This is a genomic window from Corynebacterium glaucum (genome assembly GCF_002287505.1).
Classification (GTDB): Bacteria; Actinomycetota; Actinomycetes; order Mycobacteriales; family Mycobacteriaceae; genus Corynebacterium; species Corynebacterium glaucum.
Window position 1 is genome coordinate 571,213 of sequence record NZ_CP019688.1, and the last position, 25,990, is coordinate 597,202.

At 63.3% G+C, this 25,990-nt stretch carries 24 protein-coding genes; 15 read left to right on the forward strand and 9 right to left on the reverse strand.

Annotated features, from left to right (window positions below; translation table 11 throughout):
* The first annotated feature begins 156 nt into the window (after positions 1-156).
* Positions 157-2,694, forward strand: coding sequence for a preprotein translocase subunit SecA (secA, locus tag CGLAU_RS02815; protein ID WP_095659392.1), 2,538 nt, complete (start codon positions 157-159; stop codon positions 2,692-2,694).
* Here secA and CGLAU_RS02820 read toward each other — a convergent pair.
* Positions 2,691-3,071 (reverse strand): hypothetical protein, encoded by a 381-nt coding sequence (locus tag CGLAU_RS02820; RefSeq protein ID WP_095659393.1) that lies wholly within the window; start codon positions 3,069-3,071, stop codon positions 2,691-2,693. The genes secA and CGLAU_RS02820 overlap by 4 nt on opposite strands.
* Before the next feature lie 158 nt (positions 3,072-3,229).
* Here CGLAU_RS02820 and CGLAU_RS02825 point away from each other — a divergent pair, with 158 nt between their 5' ends.
* Positions 3,230-3,703, forward strand: a complete 474-nt coding sequence (locus tag CGLAU_RS02825; RefSeq protein WP_332461820.1) for an HAD family hydrolase — start codon at positions 3,230-3,232, stop codon at positions 3,701-3,703.
* Positions 3,703-4,197: a DUF6912 family protein gene (locus CGLAU_RS02830; protein WP_198304987.1), complete on the forward strand. Its 495-nt coding sequence runs from the start codon at positions 3,703-3,705 to the stop codon at positions 4,195-4,197. The genes CGLAU_RS02825 and CGLAU_RS02830 overlap by 1 nt, the downstream gene beginning before the upstream one ends.
* Here CGLAU_RS02830 and rsgA read toward each other — a convergent pair.
* Positions 4,171-5,205: a ribosome small subunit-dependent GTPase A gene (gene rsgA / locus CGLAU_RS02835; RefSeq protein ID WP_095659395.1), complete on the reverse strand. Its 1,035-nt coding sequence runs from the start codon at positions 5,203-5,205 to the stop codon at positions 4,171-4,173. The two genes, CGLAU_RS02830 and rsgA, sit on opposite strands and share 27 nt — an antisense overlap.
* The gene (gene aroA, locus CGLAU_RS02840; RefSeq protein ID WP_095660994.1) at positions 5,205-6,485 is read right to left on the reverse strand and encodes a 3-phosphoshikimate 1-carboxyvinyltransferase; all 1,281 of its coding nucleotides are present in this window, start codon (positions 6,483-6,485) and stop codon (positions 5,205-5,207) included. The genes rsgA and aroA overlap by 1 nt, the downstream gene beginning before the upstream one ends.
* Before the next feature lie 13 nt (positions 6,486-6,498).
* On the opposite strand from aroA, the gene CGLAU_RS02845 reads away from it, so the two are divergent.
* Positions 6,499-7,158 (forward strand): SOS response-associated peptidase, encoded by a 660-nt coding sequence (locus tag CGLAU_RS02845; RefSeq protein WP_095659396.1) that lies wholly within the window; start codon positions 6,499-6,501, stop codon positions 7,156-7,158.
* Here the strand turns inward: CGLAU_RS02845 and CGLAU_RS02850 are convergent.
* Positions 7,131-7,604, reverse strand: coding sequence for an aminoacyl-tRNA deacylase (locus tag CGLAU_RS02850; RefSeq protein ID WP_095659397.1), 474 nt, complete (start codon positions 7,602-7,604; stop codon positions 7,131-7,133). The genes CGLAU_RS02845 and CGLAU_RS02850 overlap by 28 nt on opposite strands.
* A 19-nt stretch (positions 7,605-7,623) precedes the next feature.
* Here CGLAU_RS02850 and CGLAU_RS02855 point away from each other — a divergent pair, with 19 nt between their 5' ends.
* Together CGLAU_RS02855 and rsrA are read left to right on the forward strand one after the other, a co-directional pair.
* Positions 7,624-8,274: a sigma-70 family RNA polymerase sigma factor gene (locus CGLAU_RS02855; RefSeq protein WP_415877142.1), complete on the forward strand. Its 651-nt coding sequence runs from the start codon at positions 7,624-7,626 to the stop codon at positions 8,272-8,274.
* Positions 8,275-8,568 carry a mycothiol system anti-sigma-R factor gene (gene rsrA / locus CGLAU_RS02860; RefSeq protein WP_095659398.1) on the forward strand — a complete coding sequence of 98 codons (294 nt, stop codon included), beginning with the start codon at positions 8,275-8,277 and terminating at the stop codon, positions 8,566-8,568.
* Between the two features lie 116 nt (positions 8,569-8,684).
* On the opposite strand, the gene CGLAU_RS12605 is transcribed toward rsrA, so the two are convergent.
* Positions 8,685-8,759: a 50S ribosomal protein bL37 gene (locus CGLAU_RS12605; protein ID WP_095066802.1), complete on the reverse strand. Its 75-nt coding sequence runs from the start codon at positions 8,757-8,759 to the stop codon at positions 8,685-8,687.
* A gap of 91 nt (positions 8,760-8,850) precedes the next feature.
* Entirely contained in the window at positions 8,851-9,114 is a 264-nt protein-coding gene (locus tag CGLAU_RS02865) for a WhiB family transcriptional regulator (RefSeq protein ID WP_095659399.1), read from the reverse strand.
* Between the two features lie 473 nt (positions 9,115-9,587).
* Between CGLAU_RS02865 and CGLAU_RS02870 the strand changes: the two genes are divergently transcribed.
* Positions 9,588-10,070, forward strand: coding sequence for a hypothetical protein (locus CGLAU_RS02870; RefSeq protein ID WP_232507169.1), 483 nt, complete (start codon positions 9,588-9,590; stop codon positions 10,068-10,070).
* Positions 10,071-10,081: 11 nt separating this feature from the next.
* Here the strand turns inward: CGLAU_RS02870 and CGLAU_RS02875 are convergent, their stop codons facing one another.
* Together CGLAU_RS02875 and CGLAU_RS02880 are read right to left on the reverse strand one after the other, a co-directional pair.
* A complete protein-coding gene (locus tag CGLAU_RS02875) occupies positions 10,082-11,287 on the reverse strand; it encodes an Rv3212 family protein (RefSeq protein ID WP_095659400.1) in 1,206 nt (401 codons plus the stop codon).
* A complete protein-coding gene (locus CGLAU_RS02880) occupies positions 11,284-12,663 on the reverse strand; it encodes a DEAD/DEAH box helicase (RefSeq protein WP_095659401.1) in 1,380 nt (459 codons plus the stop codon). Before CGLAU_RS02880 ends, CGLAU_RS02875 begins: the two co-directional genes overlap by 4 nt.
* Before the next feature lie 89 nt (positions 12,664-12,752).
* Here CGLAU_RS02880 and CGLAU_RS02885 point away from each other — a divergent pair, with 89 nt between their 5' ends.
* The 8 genes from CGLAU_RS02885 to CGLAU_RS02920 are packed head-to-tail and all read left to right on the forward strand — an operon-like array spanning position 12,753 to position 25,135.
* Positions 12,753-13,016, forward strand: coding sequence for a DUF3107 domain-containing protein (locus CGLAU_RS02885; protein WP_332461821.1), 264 nt, complete (start codon positions 12,753-12,755; stop codon positions 13,014-13,016).
* A 9-nt stretch (positions 13,017-13,025) separates the two neighbouring features.
* On the forward strand, positions 13,026-14,081 hold the full coding sequence (locus CGLAU_RS02890; RefSeq protein WP_095659403.1) for a DUF3152 domain-containing protein: 1,056 nt from the start codon (positions 13,026-13,028) through the stop codon (positions 14,079-14,081).
* Between the two features lie 9 nt (positions 14,082-14,090).
* Positions 14,091-14,816 (forward strand): hypothetical protein, encoded by a 726-nt coding sequence (locus CGLAU_RS02895; RefSeq protein WP_232507170.1) that lies wholly within the window; start codon positions 14,091-14,093, stop codon positions 14,814-14,816.
* A gap of 18 nt (positions 14,817-14,834) precedes the next feature.
* Positions 14,835-17,918, forward strand: a complete 3,084-nt coding sequence (locus CGLAU_RS02900) for an ATP-dependent DNA helicase (RefSeq protein ID WP_095659404.1) — start codon at positions 14,835-14,837, stop codon at positions 17,916-17,918.
* A gap of 1 nt (position 17,919) precedes the next feature.
* Positions 17,920-21,219 carry an ATP-dependent helicase gene (locus CGLAU_RS02905; RefSeq protein ID WP_095660998.1) on the forward strand — a complete coding sequence of 1,100 codons (3,300 nt, stop codon included), beginning with the start codon at positions 17,920-17,922 and terminating at the stop codon, positions 21,217-21,219.
* The gene (locus CGLAU_RS02910) at positions 21,216-22,313 is read left to right on the forward strand and encodes a potassium channel family protein (protein ID WP_095659405.1); all 1,098 of its coding nucleotides are present in this window, start codon (positions 21,216-21,218) and stop codon (positions 22,311-22,313) included. The genes CGLAU_RS02905 and CGLAU_RS02910 overlap by 4 nt, the downstream gene beginning before the upstream one ends.
* Position 22,314: 1 nt before the next feature.
* Positions 22,315-23,088 carry an NAD(+) diphosphatase gene (locus CGLAU_RS12460; RefSeq protein WP_157731243.1) on the forward strand — a complete coding sequence of 258 codons (774 nt, stop codon included), beginning with the start codon at positions 22,315-22,317 and terminating at the stop codon, positions 23,086-23,088.
* Positions 23,078-25,135 carry an ATP-dependent DNA helicase UvrD2 gene (locus CGLAU_RS02920; RefSeq protein ID WP_269768549.1) on the forward strand — a complete coding sequence of 686 codons (2,058 nt, stop codon included), beginning with the start codon at positions 23,078-23,080 and terminating at the stop codon, positions 25,133-25,135. The genes CGLAU_RS12460 and CGLAU_RS02920 overlap by 11 nt, the downstream gene beginning before the upstream one ends.
* Here the strand turns inward: CGLAU_RS02920 and CGLAU_RS02925 are convergent.
* Positions 25,132-25,983: a hypothetical protein gene (locus CGLAU_RS02925; protein ID WP_157731244.1), complete on the reverse strand. Its 852-nt coding sequence runs from the start codon at positions 25,981-25,983 to the stop codon at positions 25,132-25,134. The two genes, CGLAU_RS02920 and CGLAU_RS02925, sit on opposite strands and share 4 nt — an antisense overlap.
* Positions 25,984-25,990: the final 7 nt, after the last annotated feature.

Here is a 25,990-nt window from a genome sequence, read left to right on the forward strand (position 1 = left end):
CGATAAGCAACGAGCCCCCGCACCCCTGGAAACCGACTAGGGTGCGGGCGCTTTTGCTCCCCAGCAAGTTCTCAGCTGCCCAGCTCGGAGTTCAAAACTTCGTGTGGGTACAATAGCGCGTTGACGCTTCCTCGACCTTAAAGGATTTATACAACCGTGTTTAATGGACTGACGAAGCTGCTCCGCGCTGGCGAGGGTCGCACTGTCAAGCGTTTGGGCAAGATCGCCGACCAGGTGCTCGAGCTTGACGACGAATACTCCGCGCTGACGGACGCCGAACTGAAGGCCAAGACCGACGAGTTTCGGGCGCAGCTCGAGGGTGGCGCGACGCTCGACGACATCCTGATTGACGCGTTTGCCACCGCGCGCGAGGCCTCCTGGCGTGTCCTAGGTCAGAAGCACTACAAGGTGCAGCTCATGGGCGGTGCGGCGTTGCACTTTGGCTCGGTTGCAGAGATGAAGACCGGCGAGGGCAAGACGCTGACCTCGGTGCTGCCGGCCTACCTCAACGCGCTTGAGGGCAAGGGCGTGCACATCGTGACCGTCAACGACTATCTAGCGAAGCGCGACGCGGAGATGATGGGCCGCGTCCACCACTTCCTGGGCCTGAACGTCGGCGTGATCCTCTCCGAGCTGCGCCCGCCGGAGCGCAAGGAAGCTTACGACGCGGACATCACCTACGGTACGAACAACGAGCTGGGCTTTGATTACCTGCGCGACAACATGGCGCGCTCGTCGTCGGACATGGTGCAGCGCGGCCACAACTTTGCCATCGTGGACGAGGTTGACTCGATTCTTATCGACGAGGCGCGTACCCCGCTCATCATCTCCGGCCCGGCCGACGGGTCGAGCCAGTTCTACACGGTTTTTGCGCAGCTTGCCCCGCGCATGCGCGAAGGCAAGCACTACGAGGTTGACCAACGCAAGCGCACCATCGGCGTGACCGAAGAAGGCGTGGAGTTCGTCGAGGATCAGCTGGGCATCGACAACCTGTACGCGCCGGAGCACTCGCAGCTGGTGAGCTACCTTAACAACGCGATCAAGGCAAAGGAGCTCTTCGAGCGCGACAAGGACTACATCATTCGCCAGGGCGAGGTGATGATCGTAGACTCGTTCACCGGCCGTGTGCTGCCGGGCCGCCGCTACAACGAGGGCATGCACCAGGCGATCGAGGCGAAGGAAAACGTCGAGATCAAGAACGAGAACCAGACGCTAGCGACGGTGACGCTGCAGAACTTCTTCCGCCTCTACAACAAGCTGGCCGGCATGACCGGTACCGCAGAGACTGAGGCGGCCGAGCTGCACCAGATCTACAAGCTCGATGTGGTGGCCATTCCGCCGAATAAGCCGAACCAGCGCCGCGACCACGACGATCTGATCTACAAGACGCAGGAGGCGAAGTTCGCCGCTGTGGCTGACGACATCGCCGAGCACGTGGAGAAGGGCCAGCCGGTGCTGGTCGGCACCACCTCCGTGGAGCGCTCCGAATACCTCTCGCAGCTGCTCACCCGCAAGGGCATCAAGCACAACGTGCTGAACGCGAAGCACCACGAGGAAGAGGGCCGCATCATCGCTGAGGCCGGTCTGCCGGGCAAGGTGACCGTGTCCACCAACATGGCCGGCCGCGGTACCGACATCGTGCTGGGCGGCAACCCGGAAATTCTCCTTGACGCGAAGCTGCAGGAGCAGGGCCTCGACCCGTTCGAGGACGAGGAGCGCTACCAGCAGGCCTGGGACGAGCAGCTCCCGCAGGCCAAGGAGCGTTCGCGCCAGCTTGGCGACGAGGTGCGCGAAGCCGGCGGCCTCTACGTGATCGGCACCGAGCGCCACGAGTCGCGCCGCATCGACAACCAGCTGCGCGGACGTTCCGGCCGCCAGGGCGATCCGGGCGAGTCGCGGTTCTACCTTTCCATGCGCGATGAGCTCATGGTCCGCTTCATGGGTACCTCCATGGAGCAGATGATGAACCGTCTCAACGTTCCGGACGATGTGCCGATCGAGGCGAAGATGGTCTCCAACGCCATCAAGTCCGCGCAGTCCCGCGTGGAAAACCAGAACTTCGAGATGCGCAAGAACGTTCTGAAATACGACGAGGTGCTCAACGAGCAGCGCAAGGTGGTCTACCGCGAGCGTCAAGAAATTCTCGGCTCGAAAGACATCGAGGCGCAGGTGCGCCGCATGATCGACGAGACGGTCGGCGCCTACGTCGACGGCGCGACGCGCGAGGGCTACGTGGAGGACTGGGATCTCGACGAGCTGTGGAATGCACTCGACTCGCTGTACGGTCCGACGATGACTCCGCAAGAGCTTATTGACGGCACCGAGTACGGCCGCGCCGGCGAGCTCACCCCCGAGCAGCTGCGCCAAGCCATTATCGACGACGCGCAGACCCAGTACGACGAGCTCGAGCAGAACGTGGCGGCTATCGGTGGGGAAGAGCAGATGCGCAACATCGAGCGCATGGTCATCCTGCCAGTGATGGACACCAAGTGGCGCGAGCACCTCTACGAGATGGACTACCTCAAGGAAGGCATCGGTCTGCGCGCAATGGCGCAGCGCGACCCGCTGGTGGAGTACCAGAAGGAGGGCGGCGACATGTTCCACGCGATGAACGAGGCCGTCCAGGAGGAGACCGTGCGCCAGCTGTTCATGATGCGCAAGCAGTTCGAGCAGCAGGACACCGCAGAGGTTTAAAGCACCTTGAACGAGGTGAGACGGCCGTCTTCAATGCGGGCCGCCCACCCGTAGCGCTTGCCCGACACCGCCACGGTGCCGAACCATTCGCCGCCTTCCCGCACGTGGCAGGACAAAAGTTGCACCTTGCCGCGTTCGGGGGTGGTGCGTCGTCGCGCCCGGATGTGGTTGCGCACGCCCATCGCGAACAGGGCGTGGGTGAGCGATTCGGGGCTGCGGTTGCCAAACGCCGCTTCAAGGGCGTCGCGCACCAGCGGCGAGACCGGTTTCTGGGGCATTGCGCGTATCGACGGCATGTGGTCGGCGCCTGGCCGTTTCGGTCGAGGCACCACGACCTTGATGTACTGGTGGCCGGGGGCGTAGTAGTACTGCGACATGGTGGGTACCTCAGGGGGACAAAATGGCTTGGTGCAGAACGGCTGACGGACAGTCCCAGCAGCGAGCGCGGGGCAAACGCGCGTGGTGCTGAATACGGTGGCGGCAGGTAGTATTGTGCTCGCTCGCGCAGCGCGGCCGCTAGGTTGCGCGCGCTCATTTGAATGCGCACGCGGAAGGGAACCGCGTTGGTGGACTACAGCGAAAGGCGATACGTCGAATGCAAGGATTGCTCATCGATTACGCAGGCGTTCTGGATCTTGACCCGGAGGATCAGCCCCGCTGGCAGGCGCTGATTGCGGCGGTGAAGGAAAAGGGTATCTCCACCGGCATCCTCTCCAACGAAGAAGCGGACACCGAAACCGCCGATGCGATCCGTGAGTGGGAGTTCCGCGGCGACATTGACGCCGTTGTCCTCTCCGGCGAGGTTGGGGCAGAGAAGCCCGAGCGCACCGCGTTTCAGGCGGCGTGTGACGCGATCGATGTGGACCTGCCGGAGTGCGTGATGATCGACGACGACATCATGAATGTCCGCGCAGCCGTGGAATACGGCATGATCGGCATCCTCCACACGGCGTTCGAGCGCACCGCGGTGGAAATCCAGTCACTGTTCGGCATCGAGGGCGAGTTCTAGTGCGCGTGTACCTCCCCGCGACGTTCGGGATGCTCGAATCTCTCGACGCCGACGGGCTGGTCCACGCCCGTAACGGCTGGGGGTTCGCGGCAACACCCGAGCTGACCGAGTTCTACACCTCGGGCGACCAGGAAGAGATCGAGGCCATCGCTTTCGACGATGCCGCGCTCGCGTCCCTGCGTCTCCTCGCCATCGGGGACGAGGAGAAGTTCCCGCACCGCAGGGTCGTGATCTCTGTCGACACCGATGCCGAGCTCGCGCCCGACATGGGCGAGTCGGTGGTCAAGTTGTCGGGCCCAGTTGAGCTCAAGGATGTCGCGGCGATCCACGTTGATGTGAAGGAAGCGGAGGAAGCTACCGCACGAGCCATTGAGCTTGTCGACGCCGCCGATCTCGGCGACGAAGACGCCGAGTTGGCAGTCGGGGACGCCCAAGACAACTACATGGCGTTCTACGACCCTAGCGAGCTACCGTTCCTCGTCGAGCTGCTTTAGTTCCCACTCGTTGTTCGAGTGCAGCGCCTCGAGGAGGCGTCGCACGGCGGCAACCCGCCGACCAATGGGGGAGTCAAGGTCGAATTCGTCCCACGCGCACTCCGGATCCGCCGGCGGACCCAGGTGGTTGCAACCGCGGGAGCACTGTTCGGTCGCAACGGCGAGCTCGGGGAACACGTCGATGATGGTCTCGGGTGAAATGTGAGCGAGCCCGAAGGAGCGTATGCCGGGAGTGTCGATGACCCAGCCGCCGCCGTCGAGCGGCAGCGCGACCGACTGAGTCGAGGTGTGGCGCCCTTTGCCCACACCGGACACTTCGCCGGTTTCGCGGTCCGCCTCCGGCACGATGCGGTTGACCAGCGTCGATTTGCCCACTCCCGAGTGGCCGATCAAAGCGGAGACATGCCCGGTAATGCGCGCCACGAGTGCGTCGATCGGTTCTTCGATGCCCACCTCGTACACATCGACGTCGAGGTCTTCGATCTCGCGCTGGAACTCGGACGGGTCGGCGATGTCGGACTTGGTCATGCACACGATCGGGGTCACCCCGCCGTCGAAGGCGGCGACAAGCGCCCGCTCGACAAAACCGGTGCGCGGCGGCGGGTCGGCGGCGGCAACGACGATGAGCAGGAGCTCTGCATTTGCAACAATAATGCGCTCGTACGGGTCAGTGTCGTCGGCAGTGCGCCGCAGCACGGAGGTGCGGTCTTCGCGCTTCACGATGCGCGCCAAGGTGTCTTTCTCGCCAGAGGTGTCGCCGACAACACCGACACGGTCGCCCACTTCGATGGAGAGGCGTTTGAGTTCCCGGGCACGCATGCAGGTGACCAACGTGTCGTCGTCAAGCATGACGCCCCAACGCCCGCGATCCTTGGTCACCACCATGCCGTGCTTAGCGTCGTCGTGGCTAGGCCGGTCCTTTGAGCGCGGCCGGGAACCCTTGCCGGGGCGGATACGGACGTCGGACTCGTCATAGCGCGACAGGTCGCCGAAGCCTCGCCGTGCCATTAACGGTGCACCATCGCAGTCCACATTTCGTCGAAGTCCGGCAATGTCTTCGCGGTGGTGCCGATGTTCTCCACCATCACGCCCTCGGTTGTAAGGCCGATGATCGCGCCGGCAGTGGCCATGCGGTGGTCGTCGTAGGTCGCCCACGTGCCGCCGTGCAGCTCGGCGGGGGTGATGCGCAGACCGTCGGGGAGCTCTTCGCACGCACCGCCGAGGTTGTTGATCTCGCGGGTCAGCGCGGCTAGGCGATCCGTTTCGTGGCCGCGCAAGTGCGCAATGCCGGTGAGCTCGCTCGGGGTGGTCGCCTGCGTGGCGAGGGCGGCGACGGTGGGGGTGAGCTCGCCGATGTCGCTCATGTCGATGCGGAGCCCGCGCAGGCCGCCGCGCTGCGGCCCGCGCACCTCGAGCGTGTGGTGTTTGCCCTCGGCAATGAGGTCCACTTCGCAGCCCATGCGCTCCAAGATGAGACGGATGACATCGCCAGGTTGAGTGGTGTCCAGCGGCCAGTGCGGGATGCGCACCGCGCCACCGGTCACGGCCGCAGCGGCGAGGAAAGGGGTGGCGTTGGACAGGTCCGGCTCGATGTCGAAGTGCGTCGCCTGGATAGTCTGCGGCTCCACCTGCCACGTCTGACCCTCGGCGCGCACACGCACGCCGGCGTCAGCGAGCATCTGAATCGTCATCTCGATGTGGGGCATCGACGGCAGCATGCCGGCGGTGTTCTTCACAGTCACGCCGCGGTCGAACCGGGCGGCGGACAAGAGCAACCCGGAGACGAACTGCGAGGATCCGGAGGCGTCGATCTCCACCTCGCCGCCTTCCGCACTGCCGCGGCCGTGGACAGTGAAAGGCAAGGTATCGCCGGCGACAGCCACGCCGAGCTGGCGCAGCGCATCGAGGATGGTGGTCATGGGGCGGTTGCGTGCGTACTCGTCGCCGTCGAAAAGCACGGGCCCATGCGCGAACGCCGCAACCGGCGGCAGAAACCGCATGACCGTGCCGGCCAGCCCGCAGTCCACCTCGGCGGCGCGCAGTTCGCGCGGATTCACGCGAATCGTGCCGCCTTCGTGCGCAAACTCCACGCCCATTGACGCCAGCGCCGCTTCCATCAGATCGGTATCACGCGAGCGCAGCGCACCGGCAATGGTGGATTGCCCGTTCGCAAGCGCGGTGAGGATGTAGGCCCGGTTGGTCATCGATTTCGACCCCGGCACCTCAACTGTGTGGGTAATCGGGGTCGCGGAATGCGGGGCGGGCCAAAGATCTGTCATGCGAACCATCATAATGACAGGTATGTGCGGACGCTTTGTGCTTTTCACCTCCGGTCAGGACCTGTTTGACCAGGTCGCCACACTCCCCGGCGTGCGCGAGGTGGTAGCGCCCGACGGCACCCCGCCGCCGCGCTACAACGTTTCCCCCACGCAGCAGGTACCGCTCATCAGGCTTGAGGGCGACACCGCGCAGATCGACGCCGCGCGCTGGGGCCTGCTGCCCACCTGGAAAAAGGACGACACGGGCGCGCCGCTGTTCAACGCCCGCGGGGAAACGGTTGCGGAGAAGTCTTCGTTCCGCTCCGCCTTCAAAGCCCGGCGCGGGCTCATGGTCCTCGACGGTTACTACGAGTGGAAAACAGACGGCACCGACAAGCAGCCGTATTACGTTCGCCCGGAATCAGGTTTGCTCTACGCTGCGGCATTGTGGGAAACAGGGCTTGATCGCTTATCGACGACCATGGTGACCACCGAGGCGACCGAGAACATGTCGTGGCTTCACCACCGCTTGCCCCTGTTTTTGGCTCCAGAGGAAATCCGCACCTGGGTCGAGGGGACGCCGGAGGAGGCGCTGGCGCTGGTGGCACCGTCGCGGGTGGCTGGCAGCTTTGTGTGGCAAGAGGCGGACAAAGCCGTGGGCAATGTGCGCAACGACTACGCGGAGCTGATGTCGGCGAAGTGACCGCCGCCGAGGCGTGCGAGGTCATCCGGGGCGATCGCGATCGAAAGGCCGCGTTGGCCGGCGGAGACGGTGATTTGGGGGAGGGCGTTGACCGAGGCGTCGATAAGCAATGGGAGCCTGGTGAGCGTGCCCAGCGGTGAGATGCCGCCGACGATGTAGCCGGTGGTGCGCTGTGCTTTGGCTGGATCTGCGAGGGCGGCGTGCTTCCAGCCGAGCGCTTTCGCTGCCGCCTTGAGCGAGAGATGGCCAGCGACGGGCACGCAGCACAGCGCCATTTCGCGCTCGTTCGCGGAGTTGGCGATGACGAGCGTTTTCAGCGTCGCGTGCGGGTCAGTGCCGAGTTCCTGTGCCGCGTGTTCTCCGAAGTGGTCTTGGGCAGAGGTGTACTCGAGCACCTCGTGAGGTGTGTCCTTTACCGCCTCGAGAGCGCGGGTGCGTGCAGCCATGATGAATCCTTTCCCTACAATGGCCACTATGCCCGAAACCGACACCGACGCCGTCAACGAGTCCGTCAACGAGGCCGTCGACGAGGTTGCGCTCAGCGAGCGCAAGGCGCGCTTCACCGAGGAAGCGATGCCGTTGCTCGACCAGCTCTACGGCGGTGCGCTGCGCATGACGCGCAACCCGCAGGACGCCGAGGACCTCGTGCAAGAGACGTACCTGAAGGCCTACAACGCGTTCGATTCCTTCAAACCGGGCACCAATTTGAAGGCGTGGTTGTACCGGATTATGACCAACACCTACATCAACTCCTACCGCAAGAAGCAGCGCCGGCCGCTGGTGACATCGGCAGAAGACGTAACAGACTCCCAGCTCTACACTTCCAGCTCGCACGATTCGACGGGATTGGAATCTGCTGAGGTGGAGGCGCTGAAGCTGATGCCGAATTCTCGGATCTCCGAGGCGCTGAACGCGTTGAATGAGGACTACCGCATGGTCGTTTACTACGCGGATGTGGAGGGTTTGGCGTACAAGGAAATCGCCGAAGTGATGGACATCCCGCTGGGAACCGTGATGAGTCGGCTGCACCGGGGAAGAAAACAGCTCCGCGAGATGTTGAAAGACGTAGCTAACGAACAAGGCATTGGACTCGACCGCGAACCGGAGGAGAAATAGATGGCTAGCGGAAACTGCACGTGCACGCAGGGGAGTGGCCACGACACGCAGCTGCTCCTGTGCGAGATGTTCGACCCGGAAACCACGCAGAGGCGCGCCGAGGAGATTCGCCGCGAGATCGCGAACTGTCCTGAATGCCTGCGGCGCCTTGAATCAGAGCAGACAGTGCGCGGGTTGGTGCGTGACTGCTGCGGGCAGGCGAATGCGCCGGAGCCGCTGCGCCAGCGCATTATCGCCTCGATTACGACGGTGACCTACACCGAGACGTATACCGAGGTGCGCCGCCCTCGGTAAGTTGGCTCCGGTGAGTTGGCTCCGGTAGAGAAAACGCCACCTTCCGATCTGGCGTGAGTGCCAGGGTGGAAGGCGGCGTTTTTGTGTGCCCGCATTCTGGTTGCGGGCACCGCTGCTTAAGAGTTAGGACGCTTACCGCGGTTAGCGCTCTTCTTGCGGCGGTCCTTGCGCTTACGACCACGTTTGCTCATAGTGGGCCTCCTTGATGGGCTGGAAATGAAAGCTTGTCGGCTTTCAACTGTATCGCCCGCAGATGTCGGCGGAGAAATCAGTACCGCGGGCTTAGACGGTCAGGCGGGCGCGGTTGCGGGCGCGTGCCTTGTTGCGGCGCTTGAGCGCGCGGCGCTCCTCCTCGGACATACCGCCCCACACGCCAGCATCCTGGCCGGTCTCAAGCGCCCACTTCAGGCATTGGGAGGTGACGGGGCAGCGGTTGCAAACAAGCTTGGCCTGGGCGATCTGGGACAGTGCCGGGCCCGAGTTGCCGACTGGGAAGAACAGTTCCGGGTCCTCGTCGCGACAGATTGCTTCGTGGCGCCAATCCATGGTGATACTCCTTGTGAAAATCGTGTTTTCGGTTTGTCAATCAGATGGGTGCGCACCACTCCATCGCCGATTGCTCGGAGACGTTGCAAAGAAAAGTTTGATTCCAGGACCCCAGGCGGTGATCCCCAAATTGCTTTGAGGCCCGTCTTCCGGTTTCCCTGGCGTTAACCCTGTGGTGGCCTAGGGTTAAGGGCTGTTTAACCAGCCCGTTGCTTTTGCTACCCGAGAATAATTGCATGGTTTCTTGAAGCTCGCTAGGGGTTGGCCGTGAATTGTGACCTAACTCATAAATGCTGAGCTACATCTAGACGCCTTAAGGTTCTAGCGACGGGGCGGGTTGAGCCGGTGCGGTGCGCTGACCTGCGAAAATCTAGTGAGCGAGAACTGCACAGAAGGTATGCGACGGTCAAATCACCAAACTGAGGTTCCTGAGTGCGCCAACCAGGGAAACCAGCCGGATACACTTACCGGTTGTGAGTGCGAACCATGACATTGAATCCCTCCAGCGCGAGGAATCCCTCGAGCGCGATGCGGCCGTTATGCCCCCGCTGATGCGCTTCGGTGCCGTCGTCGTGCTGCTGCAATGCGCCGCCATTTTCGTCTACATCGGCACGCTGATCGTGGCCCAGTTCGAAGGTGGCGACACGGTCATCGAATCGCAGTCCGCCGCCGCAAACTATGTCAACCTCGGCACAGCCATCTTCCTTGGAGTGATCTTCGGATTCATCACATGGGTATCGGTGGAGACGCTGCGCGGACGGCCGCGCGGACAGGGGGCCATCATGCTGATCGAGGCCATCCTGTTTGGCGTAGCCATTTACATGTTCCGGGGCGGCGCGCCCTGGCTTGGCGCTGCGACGATGCTCACGTCGGTCCTTGTGTTAATCACGATTTTGCACCCGGATACCCGCCGATTTGCGGAGGCGAGGTATGCGGTGGCAAGGGGCCGTCGATAAGCGAAAAGCCCCTACTTTGCCGTGAGCACGACGATCTCGTTGCCCCGCTTTTCGACGACGGTAGCGCCGGCGGAATCAATGTGGACTGGGCCTGAATACTCGCCGCGGTCCACCGGGATGATTGATTCAACATTGTTCTCGTCCCAGTTGACAACCGCGACGCCTTCATCGGAGGCGTAAAGCAGCCGATCGCCAGCGGCGAAACCTGTGCCGAGCGCGCCTTGGAATACACCGGTTGCCTGGAGGTTGCCTGGCTCCAAAAGCACCAGTGAATCGCCCTCGTGATACGTCATGTGATGCGGCAGATCGGCGACGGGAAGCGCGCGGAGGTTCCCCTCGAGCGTGAGAGGGTCACCCAGATTGGTCACCGAAGACGAGGCGGTGGAGTTGCCGTCCTTGTCGTAGGCGCGAATCTCATTCGTATCCGGATCGTAGATCGCCGCGCCCTCTTGCGAGATGGCTACCAGGTAGGCGTCGGCAGAGATCTCGACGCTGCCGTACATCTCTGGCTTGCGGGAATCCTCCGGTGTGGTGTCCTGGAAACGCAGGTACGTGCCGTCCTCGCAGGTCTCGGTGACAGCCAACAACTCGGTGCGGGTCAGCGCCGAGGAAATGTCGCACACGTGGGGCTGCATGTTCGGTTCCTGCGGTGCCTCGACGAACCCGTACTCCACGGTGCGCACCATGTCAGAGCGCCAAAGTTCGGCGCGGGTCGTACCAACGTAGCCGACTCGGTCATTCGAGCTGATCGCGGTGACCTCATCTGGCGCGATCGCCGAACGAGTACGCGAGTACTGGCCGGTCAGCGCCTCAAGCGCGACGACATCGCCGCAGCCTGCATTACTGCGGTACACCGCGACGACCTTGCCCCAGGCGCTGTCCAGCGCACAGAGGTCCGTATCCCGTTTATACGTCCACGCAGTTTCTCCCTCTACTGTCGTGGCCGTGACGGTGCCGTCGTTATAAGTGATGATGAGACCGTTCACCACGACGGGCTGGACACCTGGAGCAGTGTCAGGGAGGCGAAAGCTCTCCGAGAGCGATTCCGGCACCACCGCAAGGCGCCCGGCATTGTCCAATTCCTCCGCAGCTGGGTTCAGCTGTGAGGCGCGGATCGGCGCGGTGAAGTACGCGATCATCAACAGCAGTACCGCCACGGCTGCAATGACAGCGGTGGCGATCACGTCGCCCCGGGTGCGGCGCAATGGGCGAGTCACCGGTGTGTGCCTCCTTGATCGGCTCTTTGGTTCGGGCGCCGGCCACCGTGGGAGCGGCCGTTTCGCCCTCCCTTCGAGCGCGGTGGGCGTGCCCCGAGCACTTTACGCGCCGGACCCACAGTCGCAGACGCGGAGTCCGGAATGTCGAGTGCTTCCGCGAACTCAGGTGAGGTGGAGAACCATTCCGGCGGCTCAGGTTGTTCGAGGCCGAGCTCCTGGTTGATCAGATCCCACTTGTGCACTTCGTCGTAACCGACAAGCGTGATCGCGGTGCCGCTATGTCCCGCGCGTCCTGTGCGGCCGATGCGGTGCACATACGTCATCGGGTCGTCCGGCGTTTGGTAGTTGATCACGTGGGTGACATCTTCGACGTCAATGCCGCGAGCTGCGACGTCGGTGGCAACGAGGATGTCTACCTCGGCGTTGCGGAACGCTTCAAGCGCCTGCTCGCGGGCGTTCTGCCCCAGGTCGCCGTGGACGGCACCGACGGCGAACCCGCGCTTGGCAAGATCTTCTGCTACCTCGGCCGCGGTGCGTTTGGTGCGCGAGAAGATGATGGTGCGGCCACGTTCGGGCGCCTGCAGGATGCGTGCCACCACTTCCGGTTTATCCATCCGGTGGGATTTAAACACCACTTGCCGGGTGGTGACGTGCGTGGTCGGTGCATCAGCCGCCTCAGCGCGAATGTGCACCGGAGTATGCATCTTCGAACGGGCGAGCGTGAGAATCGGACCAGGCATTGTCGCCGAAAACAACATGGTCTGCAGCGAAGCCGGCAACGCTCCCCAAATCTTTTCAATGTCCGGCAAGAAACCCATGTCCAGCATCTCGTCCGCCTCATCCAGGACGAGGATGGCCGCGCCAGACAACTTGAGCTCCCCGCGCTCGTACAGATCAATGAGGCGCCCCGGGGTTCCGACGACGACATCCACACCGTCTTGCAACGCCGCGATCTGTTCTTCGTACGGGCGCCCGCCGTAGATGGTCGAGACACGCACCGGCGTGTACTTTGCCGCTCGTTCCAGATCGTCCCCGACCTGTACTGCAAGTTCACGGGTGGGGACTATGACGAGCGCGCGCGGGGTGCCGTCAAGCTCTGCAATATCTGCGTCATCAAACACCCGATCCAGCAGAGGGACACCGAACGCGTATGTTTTTCCCATGCCGGTTCTGGCTTGCCCAATCAAGTCGCGCCCATTTAGCGCGAGAGGGATCGCGAGTTCCTGGATAGAAAACGACGTGGTGATTCCCAGGTCTGCAAGCCCGGCGATCAATTCGGCGGCAACGCCGAGGTCCGCAAAGGTCGGGGACTGCTGCCCTGCGGTGCGGGAGCGGCCACCTGTTGCAAACTTCGGCAGGTTCTTTGGCACACGCATATCTTAGCCTCCGGCTGCGGGGCCAGCTGCAGGTGCTGAGCGTGGGTGGCCGGTAGTTAGAATGGGTCGCGGTGCCTGGGATTGCAGGCATGCCCAAGACAGAACCGAAGGATAGTGATTTCACAACCATGGATATCAAGATTGGTCTTGCAGACATTCCCCGCGAGCTTGTCGTCCGTCTTCCCGAAGGGCAAGAGGGCGTGATCGGGGTCGTGCAGCAGGCGATCGACGCTTCCTCCCCGACGTTCAAGCTCGAAGATGACAAGGGGCGCCAGTACCTGATCCGCACTGACCGCGTGGTTTATGTCGAGCAGGGCTCTGTGGCAGCGCATTCCGTGGGATTCATGCGTTAAATTACTGCTATGACCACCAGGCACTACCCCGATAGAGACGACCGGGCCGATTACGGCGGTCACGCTCCGCGAGACCTCGGCGACGGCCGGGACGTGGTCGACGGGTGGAGCACTCAACCCCAGCGGGGTCCCGAACCATCTGCCTCTCACAGGGGAAGCGACGGAGATGGACGCCTGGTGGTGTTTGCTCGCGAGTACGGTTGGCGGGCATACGCCATCCCCGTTTTGGCGGTGATAACCGTGTTCGTGGTGGTCAACATGTTCCAAAACCCGCAGGATCAGGTCGTGAGCGCTGCGTCAACTTCGACTGCGTCCTCCCAAGACCCGTTGGCCCAGCCAGGGGATCAAGCCGGTGACGAGGAGAAAGATCAGCCGCTCGAGCCAGCAGAGATGCCCGAGGGCGAGCAGGACATCAACGAGCTTCCCCCGGGCGGGGCGTACACCGAGTCCGGCGACGGCACCTTCTACGAGGTTGGCGCTTCGGGCGCACAGTCGGGTGACGGTGAAGAGATTGTGGTTCGCTACGTCGTCGAAATTGAAAACGGCGTCGACACCGCGCCTTACGGCGGCGACGAGGCGTTCGCATCGATGGTGGATGCAACCCTGATGGATCCGCGCGGATGGACAAACGACCCACGCTTCCGCTTTGAGCACGTCTCCAGCAACGAGGAGCCCTCACTGCGAATTCGCCTCACCTCGGTTGCCACCACGCGCGAGCTCTGCGGCGGTGACTTAGGGCTGGAAACCAGCTGCCGCACGACGATTACCGGCGATGACTCGGTGGTGATCAATGAGTCGCGTTGGGTTCGCGGTGCCGCGCCGTTTGACGGTGACCTGGGGCGCTACCGTCAATACGTGATTAATCACGAGGTCGGTCACGCCGTCGGGTTTGCAGAGCACGTCCCCTGCCCTTCTGAAGGGGACCTTGCGCCGATCATGATGCAGCAGACGCTGAGTTTGAATAACGCACAATTGCGGGCGCTTAATCCCTCTGAAGTGTACCCCGAGAACTCTTATACTTGCCGCTCCAACCCATGGCCGTATCCGCGGCCGGCGGTGCTCTAGCCTGTGGGTATGCATTCCAAGCGCCTGGAGATCCCGCAGCATGTGCTTGCGGCGTTCCAGCTTGAGGGCAAGGGGGTAGCGGTTGGAGCGCCGTGGGATTACGGGTTGCGGTTCCGGCGAGTGGTGGTGTCTCCGGCGGCGGAAACCGCCGCTTGGTCGGGCAAAGTTCGCGAGAGGATTGCGGGGCAGTCCGCCAGTCTCCGGGTTAGCCGACCCGTGCGGGCGACCGACGGCCGGCTGGTTGTGGGTGGGTTCGCAGCGAATGAGTTCGGCGAGGGAGCTCCCGCAGCGAGGATTGATGAAGCGATTGCGGCGGCGCTCGTTTTCGATGAGCTTCTCGACGGCATCGAGGCGCCTTCTGCGCCGTCTCGCCCCAACCCTTGGGCGACGGCTGATCGCACGGTCTGGGCGGGGGAGCGGATTACCGGTGACCGGGTAGTTGCTCACCTCGATTTTCTCTCGTGCTGCTTGTTCGACGGGACTAACCCGCCAATGCTGAGCGCACTCGTTCCCTCGCTGGATTTGCGTCCGAAGGGCTTCACTGCCGCACTGGTCATTGTGGACGGGCTTCTTGCGGACGCCATCGACGCGAAGGTGCTGCAGCGTTGGGAATTGGTACCCAATCTGCGGGCATTGGCACGCAAAGCATTCGACTACCGAGAAGCCTCGCAGCTCCTAGATGATTCGAACGTGCGTTCCGATTTTGTCCGGGTTGCCCAACTCTTGTCGGACTGACGTGCAACGATTACTCCCATGAGTGCTCCCCACATTCCGGCGCTTCCGCCAGCGGTCACACCTCAGGCGTTTCTGGTCGCGCGCGAGCGCCAGCTCACTGATCGCCAGTGGTCGCACGACCTTCCAACCCAGGGACTGTGGAAGGTCACCGGAGAAGCAGGCGCAGGTGTGTCAAGCTTCCTCATCGACACCGCTGTCAATGCCATCACCGCTGACCCGCAGCGAGCGTCGCGCGAGGGAATTGTGTTGTTGACCTCTTCGAAGGAATCCGGTGCGCGTATGCGTTCAGAGCTGTCGGAGCGGCTCGCCGCCACCGGTTTCACCACACAAGAGCCGATTGTGCGCTCTGTGCACTCGCTAGCCTTTGCGCTTTTGCGCCAACGCACGGAGCGAGAAATCCGGCTGATCTCCGGAGCAGAGCAAGATGCGGTGATCCGTCAGCTCCTTCTCGGACACGCTGAAGACGGTGGCGGCACCTGGCCCGAGGAATTGCGCCCAGCACTGCCGCTCGTCGGGTTCGCCCGCCAGTTGCGCGATTTCCTCCTGCGCGCCATCGAGCGCGGTCTCGGCCCGAAAGATCTCAACCGGCTCGGCGAGGTGCACCAGCTTCCGATCTGGTCGGCGGCCGGCGACTTTTTGCGCGAGTACCAGCAGGTCATGGCGCTCACTGGGGCATTGCGCTTCTCGGCAGCAGAGCTCGTGACCAAGGTACTTGAAGAGGAGCTCATCCAATCATGGGGCATCGTGCTTGTCGACGACGCGCAAAGCCTCGCTCCTGCCTCTGCAGAACTCGTTTCGCGATTGCTGCAGCGCGCCTCACTTGGCGTGGTTGGCGGGGACCTAGACCAATCTATCTTCCGGTTTCGCGGGGCGTCTCCGAAGTTCTTCGCCGACCTCGGCGGTTTGCTGCACAACGTCCGGCATCTAGGCGCAAGCCGTCGCAACCCAACGCGCGTAGTTGCTGTGGCCCCAGATGAACAGACACACCACGCTGCGGTCGTCGATTCGCTGCGCCGAGCGCACTTCGAAAGCGGTGTTGATTACCGCGACATGGCGGTGGTCGTGCGTTCCACGCCACTGATCGAGCCGCTGCGTCGCGCTTTGCTGCATGCGGGCGTTCCCGTTGCTTTGGACCCGACGGACGTTGTCTTGGCCGAACAACGTGTGGTCGTCGCCCTGCTCTTAGCCCTCAAGGCGCTCACCCAAGAGCTCACGGTCTCTGAGTGGCGCGAACTCCTCCTCGGGCCGGTGGGAGCTACAGATCCGGTGACGCTGCGTCGCTTGCTCCGCGGCTTACGCAGGTGGAAGCCCGAGTTGCGCGCAGAGGAAACACTGCACCAACTACTCACCTCAACTGCACCGTTGCCGGACTTTGACACGCTGCTGACCGAGCGCGAAATGCAGTTACTCACCCACGTGCGCGGGGTGCTTGACCAGGGGCGGCAAGCGCACGCTGCCGACGGCAGCGTGGAGGAGGTGCTGTGGGCGGTGTGGGCCGCGACCGGACTGTCTGATCGGCTGCTCGCCGCCGCGCTTCGCGGCGGCGCTACCGGCTCACAAGCAGACCGCGATCTTGACGCAGCGATGGCGCTGTTCGATGCAGCTGGCGATTTCACTGAGCGGCGCCCCACGGCCAGCATCGAGTTGTTCTCGCAGTACATCACAGAGCAAGAGCTGCCAACCGGTGTACGCGACCGGCGTACCGCGACTCTGGATGCCGTCTCCCTCCTCACTGCGCACGGTGTGGCCGGGCGTGAATTCGAGCGCGTCGTCGTGGCTGGAGTACAGGAGCTTACCTGGCCGAGCCTCGGAGAAACCGGCACCATCTTCCGGCAAGAAGACCTCATCGATCTCATTGATTCGGACGTTGATCCAGCAGTACCTGTGCCTCGCGTTGCGGAACGGCTCTTGGAAGAGCAGCGTCTTTTCCATGTCGCCACCACCCGCGCCACGGACCACCTGCTGGTCACAGCGGTAGATGATCCGTACAGCGAGGAAGTGGTTCAGCCTTCGCGCTTCATTGAAGCGTTCTGCGCCGAGCATGGGATCGAAGCCACACAGCTGCGTGCTGCCGGCACCGCGTCTGAGGAGATGAACGAAACTCCGGATGAGACACACAGCGCTGCATTAGTACGAGTGCTGGCCAGAGACGATGTGATTGCGGAGCTGCGTCGCGCAGCCGGCGACGCAGACACCAGTGAAGCCACGAGAACGCAGGCGGCCCGCCAACTTGCGCGTCTTGCCGAAGCTGGTGTGGCAGGGGCAGATCCCGATTCGTGGTGGGGGTTGACGCAGGCGTCGACAAGCGAAAAACTCCCGCTGCGATCCTCCCTGTCACCTTCGCGCATCGAGTCCCTTCTGCAATGCCCGATGCGGGCTGTGCTGGAGCGCATGGTCGATCTCGAGGAAACTATGGAGATGCTCTACGGGTCGATGGCGCACGCGTACTTCGAGGCGCTAGGGCGCGGAGTTGATCCAGAGGCGGCGAGCGCTGAGGTGATTCGTGCCAGACGGGAAGCGCATGACGGTCCGGAGTGGAAAAAGGATCGGGACGTGGCAGATTTTGAAGCGATGCTGCGTCGCATTGACGGATGGCTACTGAAATCGCGCGCCGCCTACGAGCAAGTGGCGGTTGAGGCTGACGTGAACGTCGAGGTAGAACGCGGGTTGCGGATTTCCGGACGGGTGGACAGGCTCGAGCGTGCTTCCGACGGTGCGCTGCGCATTGTTGATCTCAAGACCTCCGCAAATCCCGTCGCGCATGCCGAGGCTGAGGAGAACGTGCAGCTTGCGGCGTATCAGCTCGCTATGAGCAGGGGAGAACTTGGCGGCGACGGGGTGCGGACTGCAAAGGATGCCGGGCTCACAGTAGGCAGCGCGGTGCTGGTGTACCCGAACGCGGAAAAGAAACGCCTGACCGAGCGGGGACAGGACGGGAAAACGTCTGAGGAACTTGCGGAATTTGTCGAAGAAATTCGCTCGCTGCCACAAGAGATGGTGGGTCCAGAACTCACCGCACGCACCGGAAAACACTGTGACTACTGCCGGGTGCGCAGCCTTTGCCCGGTACAACCGGAGGGAGAGGTGATTCACCGTGGCTGACATGCAACATGGAATCGGGCCGGTAGCGCTGTCGCGGGCGCTCGGCCAGGCCCACCAACCGACCCCGCAACAGGCAGACGTAATTGGTGCGCCGCCTGGCCCGCTGCTGGTTGTGGCGGGCGCCGGCGCGGGAAAAACCGAGACGATGGCGGCGCGTGTAGTTTGGCTCGTTGCCAACGGTTACGCCCGTCCAGATGAGATTCTCGGGCTGACGTTTACCCGCAAAGCAGCCCAGGAGCTGGGGAAGCGCATCAGAGACAGACTTGGGGTGCTGGCTAGCGACGAAGCGCTCGTGCGTCGACTGGATCCGTCAGGCGAGCTGACGAGCTCCCTCCGCGTGATCGCGCCGACTGTGTCAACCTACGACGCGTACGCCGGCGACCTGATCCGCGAATATGGATTGCTGGTGCCGGTTGAACCGGACGCGCGATTGATTACCGAGGCGGAGCTACACGCCATCGCCACCGAAGTAGTGTTGGACTACCGAGGTAGCCTTATCTCTGAAAACGGCACCAACCCAGCTGTGAACTCGGTCGTCGAGAACCTGCTGGGGCTTATTACGTCCATGGGCAACGAGCTCGCGTCTGCCGAGGATGTGATTGAGCGTGCGGAGATATTTCTCAAGGAAACGGAGTCCTTGGAACCGTCGAAGCGCACCGAGAGCGGCTACTCGCAGACCATGCTGAAGTGGCGCAGTAGGCAGGAGGAGCGCACCGCATACCTGCCGTTGGCGGCGGCGCTCAATACGGAGCTGCGCCGCCGCGGTCTAGTGACCTTCAATGAGCAGATGTCAGTCGCAGCGAAGCTCGCCCGCGATCACGCATCGGTGGGGGAGCGTCAGCGTCAACGCTTCCGGGTGATCATGCTCGACGAGTACCAAGACACCTCCCATGCACAGCGCGTGCTGCTGCGCAGCCTGTTCGGGGAAGGCACCGATCCAAAGCTGACGGTTACCGCCGTGGGCGATCCAATGCAGGCGATCTACGGCTGGCGTGGTGCGACCGCGGCTAACCTCGCCGCTTTCGTCGAAGATTTTCCGGCTAGCGATGGTTCTCCCGCACCAAAAAAGCAGCTCACCACCTCATGGCGCAATCCTCCGGAAATCCTCGACCTGGCTAACTCGGTCTCCGACGCGATTTTGGGTACCGGCGCCGAGCGCGCGGTGGCCCAGCTTGAACCGCGCCCAGGAGCGGGAGCTGGGTCGGTGCATCTGGGGTTCTTCGAGCACGAGGACGACGAGGTCGCCTATGTTGCCGGCGAGCTGGAAACTCAGTTCACCCAGGCGAAGCAGGATGACGAACCGTTTACCGCCGCTGTGCTGGTGCGCAAAAACAAGCACAGCTCAGCAATCGCGGAAGCCCTTGAAGCGCGGGGTGTGCCGTACGAAATCGTAGGCGTCGCTGGCCTGCTCGACGTGCCGGAAGTTGCCGACACCGTCGCAATCGCGACCATGCTGGTCCGTCCGGGTGATTCGGCTGCAGCGCTTCGCATCCTCGGCGGTCCTGCGGTGGGGCTCGGGTTGGCGGACCTGCAGGCGCTCGCCGTGCGGGCGACGAATTTGGCCGGGCGCGGCCAAGCCCGCAGCGCCGACGCGGAGCGCGGTGATTTCGACGAGGCTGCCCGGACTCCGGAGGCCCATCTCGAAGCGCAACTCGCCGAGCTCGTTCAACGGGCGGAAGAAATCGTTGGAACTGGCGAGCGCGCTGCGGGGCTGGCGGATGCCGTGGCGGACCTCGGAGAACCCGAGCGGTACTCGGCGACCGGTCTCCAGCGTCTGCGTGAATTATCGGCGAAACTGCGCTGGCTGCGCACCAATAGCCTGGGTAAGCAGCTCACGGACGTCTTCGCAGACATCATCTCCGTCTTCGGTATCCGCGCTGAGGTCCTATCACGCCCTACCGCGTCGCGTGCCGCGCACCTCGACCGCCTGCTGCACGAGGTGGCCCAGTATCCCGGAACGAGCTTGACCGGCCTGCTGGATTACTTCGAGCTTGCCCGCACCCATGAAGACGGCCTCGCTCCCGGAAACGTCACGGTGAAAGACGATCGGGTGCAGATCATGACCGCCCACAAGGCGAAGGGCTTAGAGTGGGACACCGTTGCGGTGCTGCACGCGGACGACAGGACCTACAGCGACACCGCCGAGACATTCCTGGGCATTGTCAAGCGGCTGCAAGACGAATCTTTTGGAGACCCCGAGCTCACCCCGGAATTTGGGGAGGTAGAGACCCGCCCACAGTTTGAAAAAGCGGTCAAGGCCTGGTTGAAGACGGTCCGCGGAGACTTCGCAGAGGAGACAGCGCGGCTGTTTTACGTCGCCATCACCCGCTCGGAGAGGAAACTCATAGTCACCGCGTCAAGCAACGCGGCGGGTTCGACGAAGCAGACGGGCCCGTATACACACTTTGAAAAGCTGGCATCGCTCGTTAGGCCTGCGGATATCGTCCAGTGGCACACCGATGGAGATGCCGAAGGCGATGACGAGGGTGGCAGCGCCGAACGCCCTGACGGCGAGCGCGAAGGCCGCTGGCCTAACCTGCACCAGCAACCCCACGACCAGCGCGCGGCTCAGACTGTCACTGCAGCACGCGCATCCCTCCCCCCGCTGGTAGAAGGAGAGCTTTACGGATTATGGGAACGCGACGCGACAGCGCTGATTGAGGAGCATGCAGCGTCTCTGTCGCCTGAGGTAGCGGTGGTAGTTCCAGGCGAACTCACTGCGTCTGACGTGGTGGCCATGCGGGCCGATCCTGCCCAATTCGCTCGCCGCGCCCGTCGCCCTGTGCCGTACAAACCGAACGCTTACGCCAAGCGTGGCACCGCGTTCCACCAGTGGTTGGAGGAGTTCTATGGCGCGCGCCCGCTTATCGACGAAGACGAACTTCCGGGCAACGATGAAGCCGAGGTGGACCGCGCCACCCTCGAACAGCTCAAGCGATCGTTCGAAGCGAGCCACTGGGCATCGCGCACACCAGCGTTCGTTGAGCACCCGTTTGAGCTGGCAATGGGCAACGCGATGGTGCGCGGTCGCATCGACGCCGTGTTCGAGGACGAAACCGGGTGGATAGTCGTGGACTGGAAAACCGGCCAAAAACCAGGCACAGCGGAGATGGAATCGGCGAAGCTGCAGCTCGCCGTCTACCGTGAAGCGTGGAGGCGCATTGCTGCCGACGGACGCGATGTGCGCGCGGTGTTTTTCTACCTCCGCACCGGAGAAGACTACGCTCCTGATCAGCTACCGGCAGGTCAAGATCTTGCCGACATGCTTGCGCCACGCACGCAACAGGAAGGCAGGAAGTGAAGCGGCCATTCAGATTCGCCAGCCAGCTCCGCGCAGACGCGGAACTTGGTGATGTGCCGGTGCACACGCTCACGGATGTCATCACCATCCCGCGTTCAGCCCATACCACCCCGTGGGTGTTGATGGCCAGGCGTTTCGGGTACGCGATTTTGCTCGTCATTGCCGTGGCAGGGCTGGTGTACTTCGATCGCGGCGCGTATTCGGAGCCGCTCACGTTCATCGACGCGCTGTACTACTCAGCGGTGTCGCTTTCCACGACCGGCTACGGTGATATCGTCCCGGTCACCCAGGGCGCACGGTTGATGAACATCTTCCTCATCACTCCCGCCCGCGTGGCGTTCCTGATGCTCCTCGTCGGTACTACGTTGTCGGTGCTCACCGAGGATTCCCGCAAAACGCTTGAGATTCAGCAGTGGAGGCAAACTGTGCGCGACCACACCATCGTCATCGGTTACGGCACTAAGGGTCGTTCAGCGACTGATGCGCTCCTTGCCGGCGGCGCTGCCCCGGGTTCTATCGTGGTGGTCGATGCGGACCCGGTGAATCTCGCCCAGGCGGAGAAGCGCGGCCTGGTGACCGTCCACGGTGACGGAACAAAGTCCGACATCCTGCGCATCGCCGGCGTGACCCGCGCGCGTTCCGTCGTGGTGGCGCCGTCGAGCGATGACACGGCAGTGCTAGTCACCCTCTCTGTCCGCGAGATCGCGCCGAGCGCAATGATTGTCGCCAGCGTGCGCGAGAGCGAGAACCAGCACCTGCTCATGCAGTCTGGCGCTGATTCCGTTGTGGTCTCAGCCGAAACGACGGGTCGCCTGCTTGGCCTGGCCACGGTGACCCCGCCTGTGGTGGAGATGATGGAGGACCTGCTGAGCCCGGACGAGGGCTTTGCAGTTGCGGAACGGCCGATCGCAGACGACGAGGTGGGCGCCAACCCCCGCCATCTCGCTGACATCGTCCTGGGCGTGGTGCGTTCCGGTGAGCTTTATCGCATTGATTCACCAGAGGCGGAGACCGTCGAGCCGGGCGATCGCCTGCTCTATGTCCGCTTGACCAAACCCACCGATGCCCACGATGCCTCCAAGCACGCGGAATAGCATGTTTTTACTCATCGATTCGCACAATTCTTTCCCACTCGGGCCCGATAAGGAGCCATTGCTTGTCGACGCCCCCTTGCACGCCATTTCCACCACCGCCGAGCTCCCGGGCGGCGTGACAGCAGCGCGGTTGACTGACGCGCTCGCCTCAGAGCTGAGTGCAGACGTGGGGGATGCGCGTTCCCACGCCGACCATCCCCTCGTCGCCCATGCTGTCGCATTGCTGCGCGCCCAAGAGACGCTGCGCTTCGACCCCACGGACGGCTCTCCGCTGACCTGGGATGTCTCAGGTGCTGTGGCCCGCAGCGAGGCGGGAGGGATGGTGTTCCCCCGGATCGACCCATGCGTTATCGGAGTGGTGCAAAACGCTGATGGCACCGAGATCCTGCTCGGTGAAAATGCCCGCCGTCCCGGCTACCACACCTGCATCGCTGGCTACGTCGAAGTCGGCGAAACCATCGAGCGTGCATTCGAGCGTGAGGTGTGGGAGGAAACCGGGCGCGCGATTTACGACGTCACGTATGTCGGGTCCCAGCCGTGGTCGCTCAGCAGCTCGCTCATGCTGGGGTTCAGTGCGCGAACCGACGATCGGGAGCCGCGTGGTGAGCTGGACGGTGAGCTCAGTTCCGTCATCTGGGCAAGCCGGGATGAGCTGCCACAAATCTCCTTGGCACCAAAGGGCAGCATTGCACGCAGCCTCATCGAACGGTGGGCGCGCGGTGAGTTCAGCGGTGAGTTCAGCGGTGAGTTCGAAGGTGGCAACTGTGGCCATTGATCTGAGCGTGCTCGACCAAGACCAGCTGGTTGCAGCGACCGCCCCCCGCGGACCGGTGTGCATTCTGGCGGGTGCGGGCACCGGTAAAACCAGGACGATCACGTACCGCATCGCGAACCTGATCGACCAGGGCATGGTGGCGCCGAACAAAGTGCTCGCGGTGACGTTCACGCAGCGCGCGGCCGGCGAGATGCGTGACCGCTTGCGCGTCATGGGCATCGGCGGTGTGCAGGCGAGGACATTCCACGCGGCTGCGCGCCGCCAGCTGGCCTATTTCTGGCCGCAGATCGCAGGCGACTTGCCGTGGCGCATGCTGGACAACAAGTTTCCTCTAGTTGGCCGCGCTGCACGCGCCGCGGGAGTAGATTCCGGCAAGGACATGGTGCGCGACCTCCTCGGGGAAATCGAGTGGGCGAAGGCGAACGTGATCGGCCACGACGACTATGTCCAGCGTATTGCGGGTAGCGGGCATACGCCTCCCACCGACCCGTCGAAAGTCGCCCAGGTTTACCGGTTGTATGAAGAAGGCAAGCGCAGCCCCGAGGGCATGCTGCTCGACTTCGACGATCTGTTGCTCCATGTCGCCGCCGCGCTCGAGAACGCGCCCGCAGTGGCGGAGGAGTTCCGCTCGCAGTACCAGTCGTTCGTGGTGGATGAGTACCAGGATGTCACTCCGTTGCAGCAGCGGGTCCTGGAAGGTTGGCTTGGGGACCGCGATGATCTGACTGTGGTCGGCGACGTGAACCAGACCATCTACTCGTTCACCGGGGCGACCCCGGAGTACCTGCTCAACTTCTCGCGCACCTACGCGCACGCCACGGTGGTGAAATTGCAGCGCGACTACCGTTCGACGCCGCAGGTCACTGAGCTTGCGAACACAGTGATTGGGAAGGCGCAGGGGAATACTGTCGGGCCGAAACTCGAGCTCATCGGTATGCGTGAGCCCGGCCCGCAGCCGACGTTTCATGCATACGATGACGAACCGACCGAGGCGCGCGAAGTTGCCACCGCAATTCGCAGATTGCTTGACGACGGCGTGCCGGCGCGGGAGATCGCCGTGCTGTATCGCATCAACGCCCAATCCGCGGCGTTCGAAGCTGCGCTCGCCGACGCGGGCATCTTGTACCAAGTCCGCGGTGGCGAGGGCTTCTTCCAGCGCGGGGAGATCAAAGAGGCGCTTCGCCAGCTGACTGCGGCAGCGAACCGCACCGACCTGCCTGACGATCCGGTAGCAGTCGCCCGGGCCGCTTTCGCCACGATCGGATTGACGCCCACGGAGCCGGAGGGTGCCCAGGCTCGTGAGCGGTGGCAAGCACTGCGTGCGCTCGTTGATCTCATCGAAGACATCGTGCAGTCGCAGGAGGCCGCGCATTTGCCGCAGGTACTGGTCTCGCTGCGGCAGCGTGCGGAGGCGAAGCAGCCTCCGGCAGTCGACGGGGTGACGCTGGCGAGCTTGCATGCAGCGAAAGGCCTCGAGTGGGACGCGGTGTTTCTTGTCGGGCTGGTGGAAAACACCCTGCCCATCTCGCACGCGATCAAAGCCGGCGAAGACCAGGTCGAAGAAGAGCGCCGCTTGTTCTACGTCGGCATCACTCGAGCCCGCACACATTTGCAACTGTCATGGTCGTTGGCGCGTCAAGAGGGCGGCCACAAGTCTCGCTCGCGTTCCCGGTTCCTCGATGGACTGGTCCCGGAACTCGAGGTGGAGAACACCCCGCAGCGCCTGAAGCGCAACCGGCGATGCCGAGTTTGCGGGAACCCGCTCGACACTCCGGCGGAGAAGACGCTGGGCCGCCATGCGGACTGCGAACCGGATTACGACGAAGCGGCGTTCGGGGCACTGAAGCGCTGGCGCCTCGAGGTTTCCCGCGCCGCAGGCCAGCCCGCGTATCTCGTGTTCTCGGATGCGACGCTGCTCGCCATCGCGGAGGCCATGCCCGCCGATGAGCCATCGCTTCTCGACGTTTCCGGCGTCGGTCCCGTCAAGGTGGAAAACTATGGGGCCGACGTGTTGCGGGTGCTCGACGACTACCGCGAAGACAACTAGAAACACACTGGACAATCGGGGTGCCGTTGCAGTTGATGCACGGCCAGCGGTACGGGTCCGAATGGGTCCGCGACATGGAACTCGCCGGGCACCGGGTGCGGCGCGGACACCCCCGGCGGGTCTGGCACACCGGCAACCCGGCGGATGAACACCGCCGCAGCAGCACCTCCAGCGCGCACCAACACCGGGTCGGGGGAGCGCGGTCCCTGCGGCACGTGCGTGGCCGCCGTGTCCCAGCCAGCGTCCTGGTCTCGCAGGTGCTGCTGCACGCACGCTTGGCACGGGTCGGTGGCGCTAGTTCGCAGCGGCCCGATGAGGACGCGCGAGTCGAAGAGTGACACCGCAACCGTGGGTCCGGTGCGGTATTTCACCAGTTGCGCAAACTGCGTGGCGTGCGGAAGCTGGTCGACCAATACTAATGGCGCGGACTGGTCCGAGGCGACAACAAAGTCGGGCTCAGTCTCGGGTGTCAAGGGCACGCGAACTTGGATGCCACTGGAAGCCAATTGGGACTTCAATTCTGCGGCCAGCGGCGACTTGCCAATCACCAAGACCGGGAGATCGATCACCGGCACGAAAATTCGGTAGGAGAGTAGATCGGCGATGAGGCTTTCGGCCGTGCCCGAGGCGGCGCGGATGCGGCTTTGCAATGACCTGGTCAGATGGTGAAGGGATATGGGCTCAAAGGTGCCGTCGATAAGCTGAGCAAGCTCCGTGGCGTAAGGGGTTTCGATGATGCCGGTGCGTGTCGCATCCAGTCCGAACTGCAGCGTGTGCGGAGCTCGCACGAACACGCTCACTCCCGGCGCAAGGCGCACCGGTGTGGCGCTTTTGAAACTGCGCGCCAATGAGACC

Bases quoted from the DNA above. Each gene is read 5' to 3' on its own strand.
- rsrA (WP_095659398.1), top strand. From the start codon at position 8,275: ATGGCTAGCGGAAACTGCACGTGCACGCAGGGGAGTGGCCACGACACG.
- CGLAU_RS02895 (WP_232507170.1), top strand. From the start codon at position 14,091: ATGCATTCCAAGCGCCTGGAGATCCCGCAGCATGTGCTTGCGGCGTTC.
- CGLAU_RS02880 (WP_095659401.1), bottom strand. From the start codon at position 12,663: ATGCGTGTGCCAAAGAACCTGCCGAAGTTTGCAACAGGTGGCCGCTCC.
- rsgA (WP_095659395.1), bottom strand. From the start codon at position 5,205: ATGGCACGGCGAGGCTTCGGCGACCTGTCGCGCTATGACGAGTCCGAC.
- CGLAU_RS02900 (WP_095659404.1), top strand. From the start codon at position 14,835: ATGAGTGCTCCCCACATTCCGGCGCTTCCGCCAGCGGTCACACCTCAG.
- CGLAU_RS12460 (WP_157731243.1), top strand. From the start codon at position 22,315: ATGTTTTTACTCATCGATTCGCACAATTCTTTCCCACTCGGGCCCGAT.
- CGLAU_RS02845 (WP_095659396.1), top strand. From the start codon at position 6,499: ATGTGCGGACGCTTTGTGCTTTTCACCTCCGGTCAGGACCTGTTTGAC.
- CGLAU_RS02885 (WP_332461821.1), top strand. From the start codon at position 12,753: ATGCCCAAGACAGAACCGAAGGATAGTGATTTCACAACCATGGATATC.
- CGLAU_RS02905 (WP_095660998.1), top strand. From the start codon at position 17,920: ATGCAACATGGAATCGGGCCGGTAGCGCTGTCGCGGGCGCTCGGCCAG.
- CGLAU_RS02890 (WP_095659403.1), top strand. From the start codon at position 13,026: ATGACCACCAGGCACTACCCCGATAGAGACGACCGGGCCGATTACGGC.
- CGLAU_RS02865 (WP_095659399.1), bottom strand. From the start codon at position 9,114: ATGGATTGGCGCCACGAAGCAATCTGTCGCGACGAGGACCCGGAACTG.
- CGLAU_RS02855 (WP_415877142.1), top strand. From the start codon at position 7,624: ATGGCCACTATGCCCGAAACCGACACCGACGCCGTCAACGAGTCCGTC.
- CGLAU_RS02850 (WP_095659397.1), bottom strand. From the start codon at position 7,604: ATGGCTGCACGCACCCGCGCTCTCGAGGCGGTAAAGGACACACCTCAC.
- CGLAU_RS02820 (WP_095659393.1), bottom strand. From the start codon at position 3,071: ATGTCGCAGTACTACTACGCCCCCGGCCACCAGTACATCAAGGTCGTG.
- aroA (WP_095660994.1), bottom strand. From the start codon at position 6,485: ATGGTTCGCATGACAGATCTTTGGCCCGCCCCGCATTCCGCGACCCCG.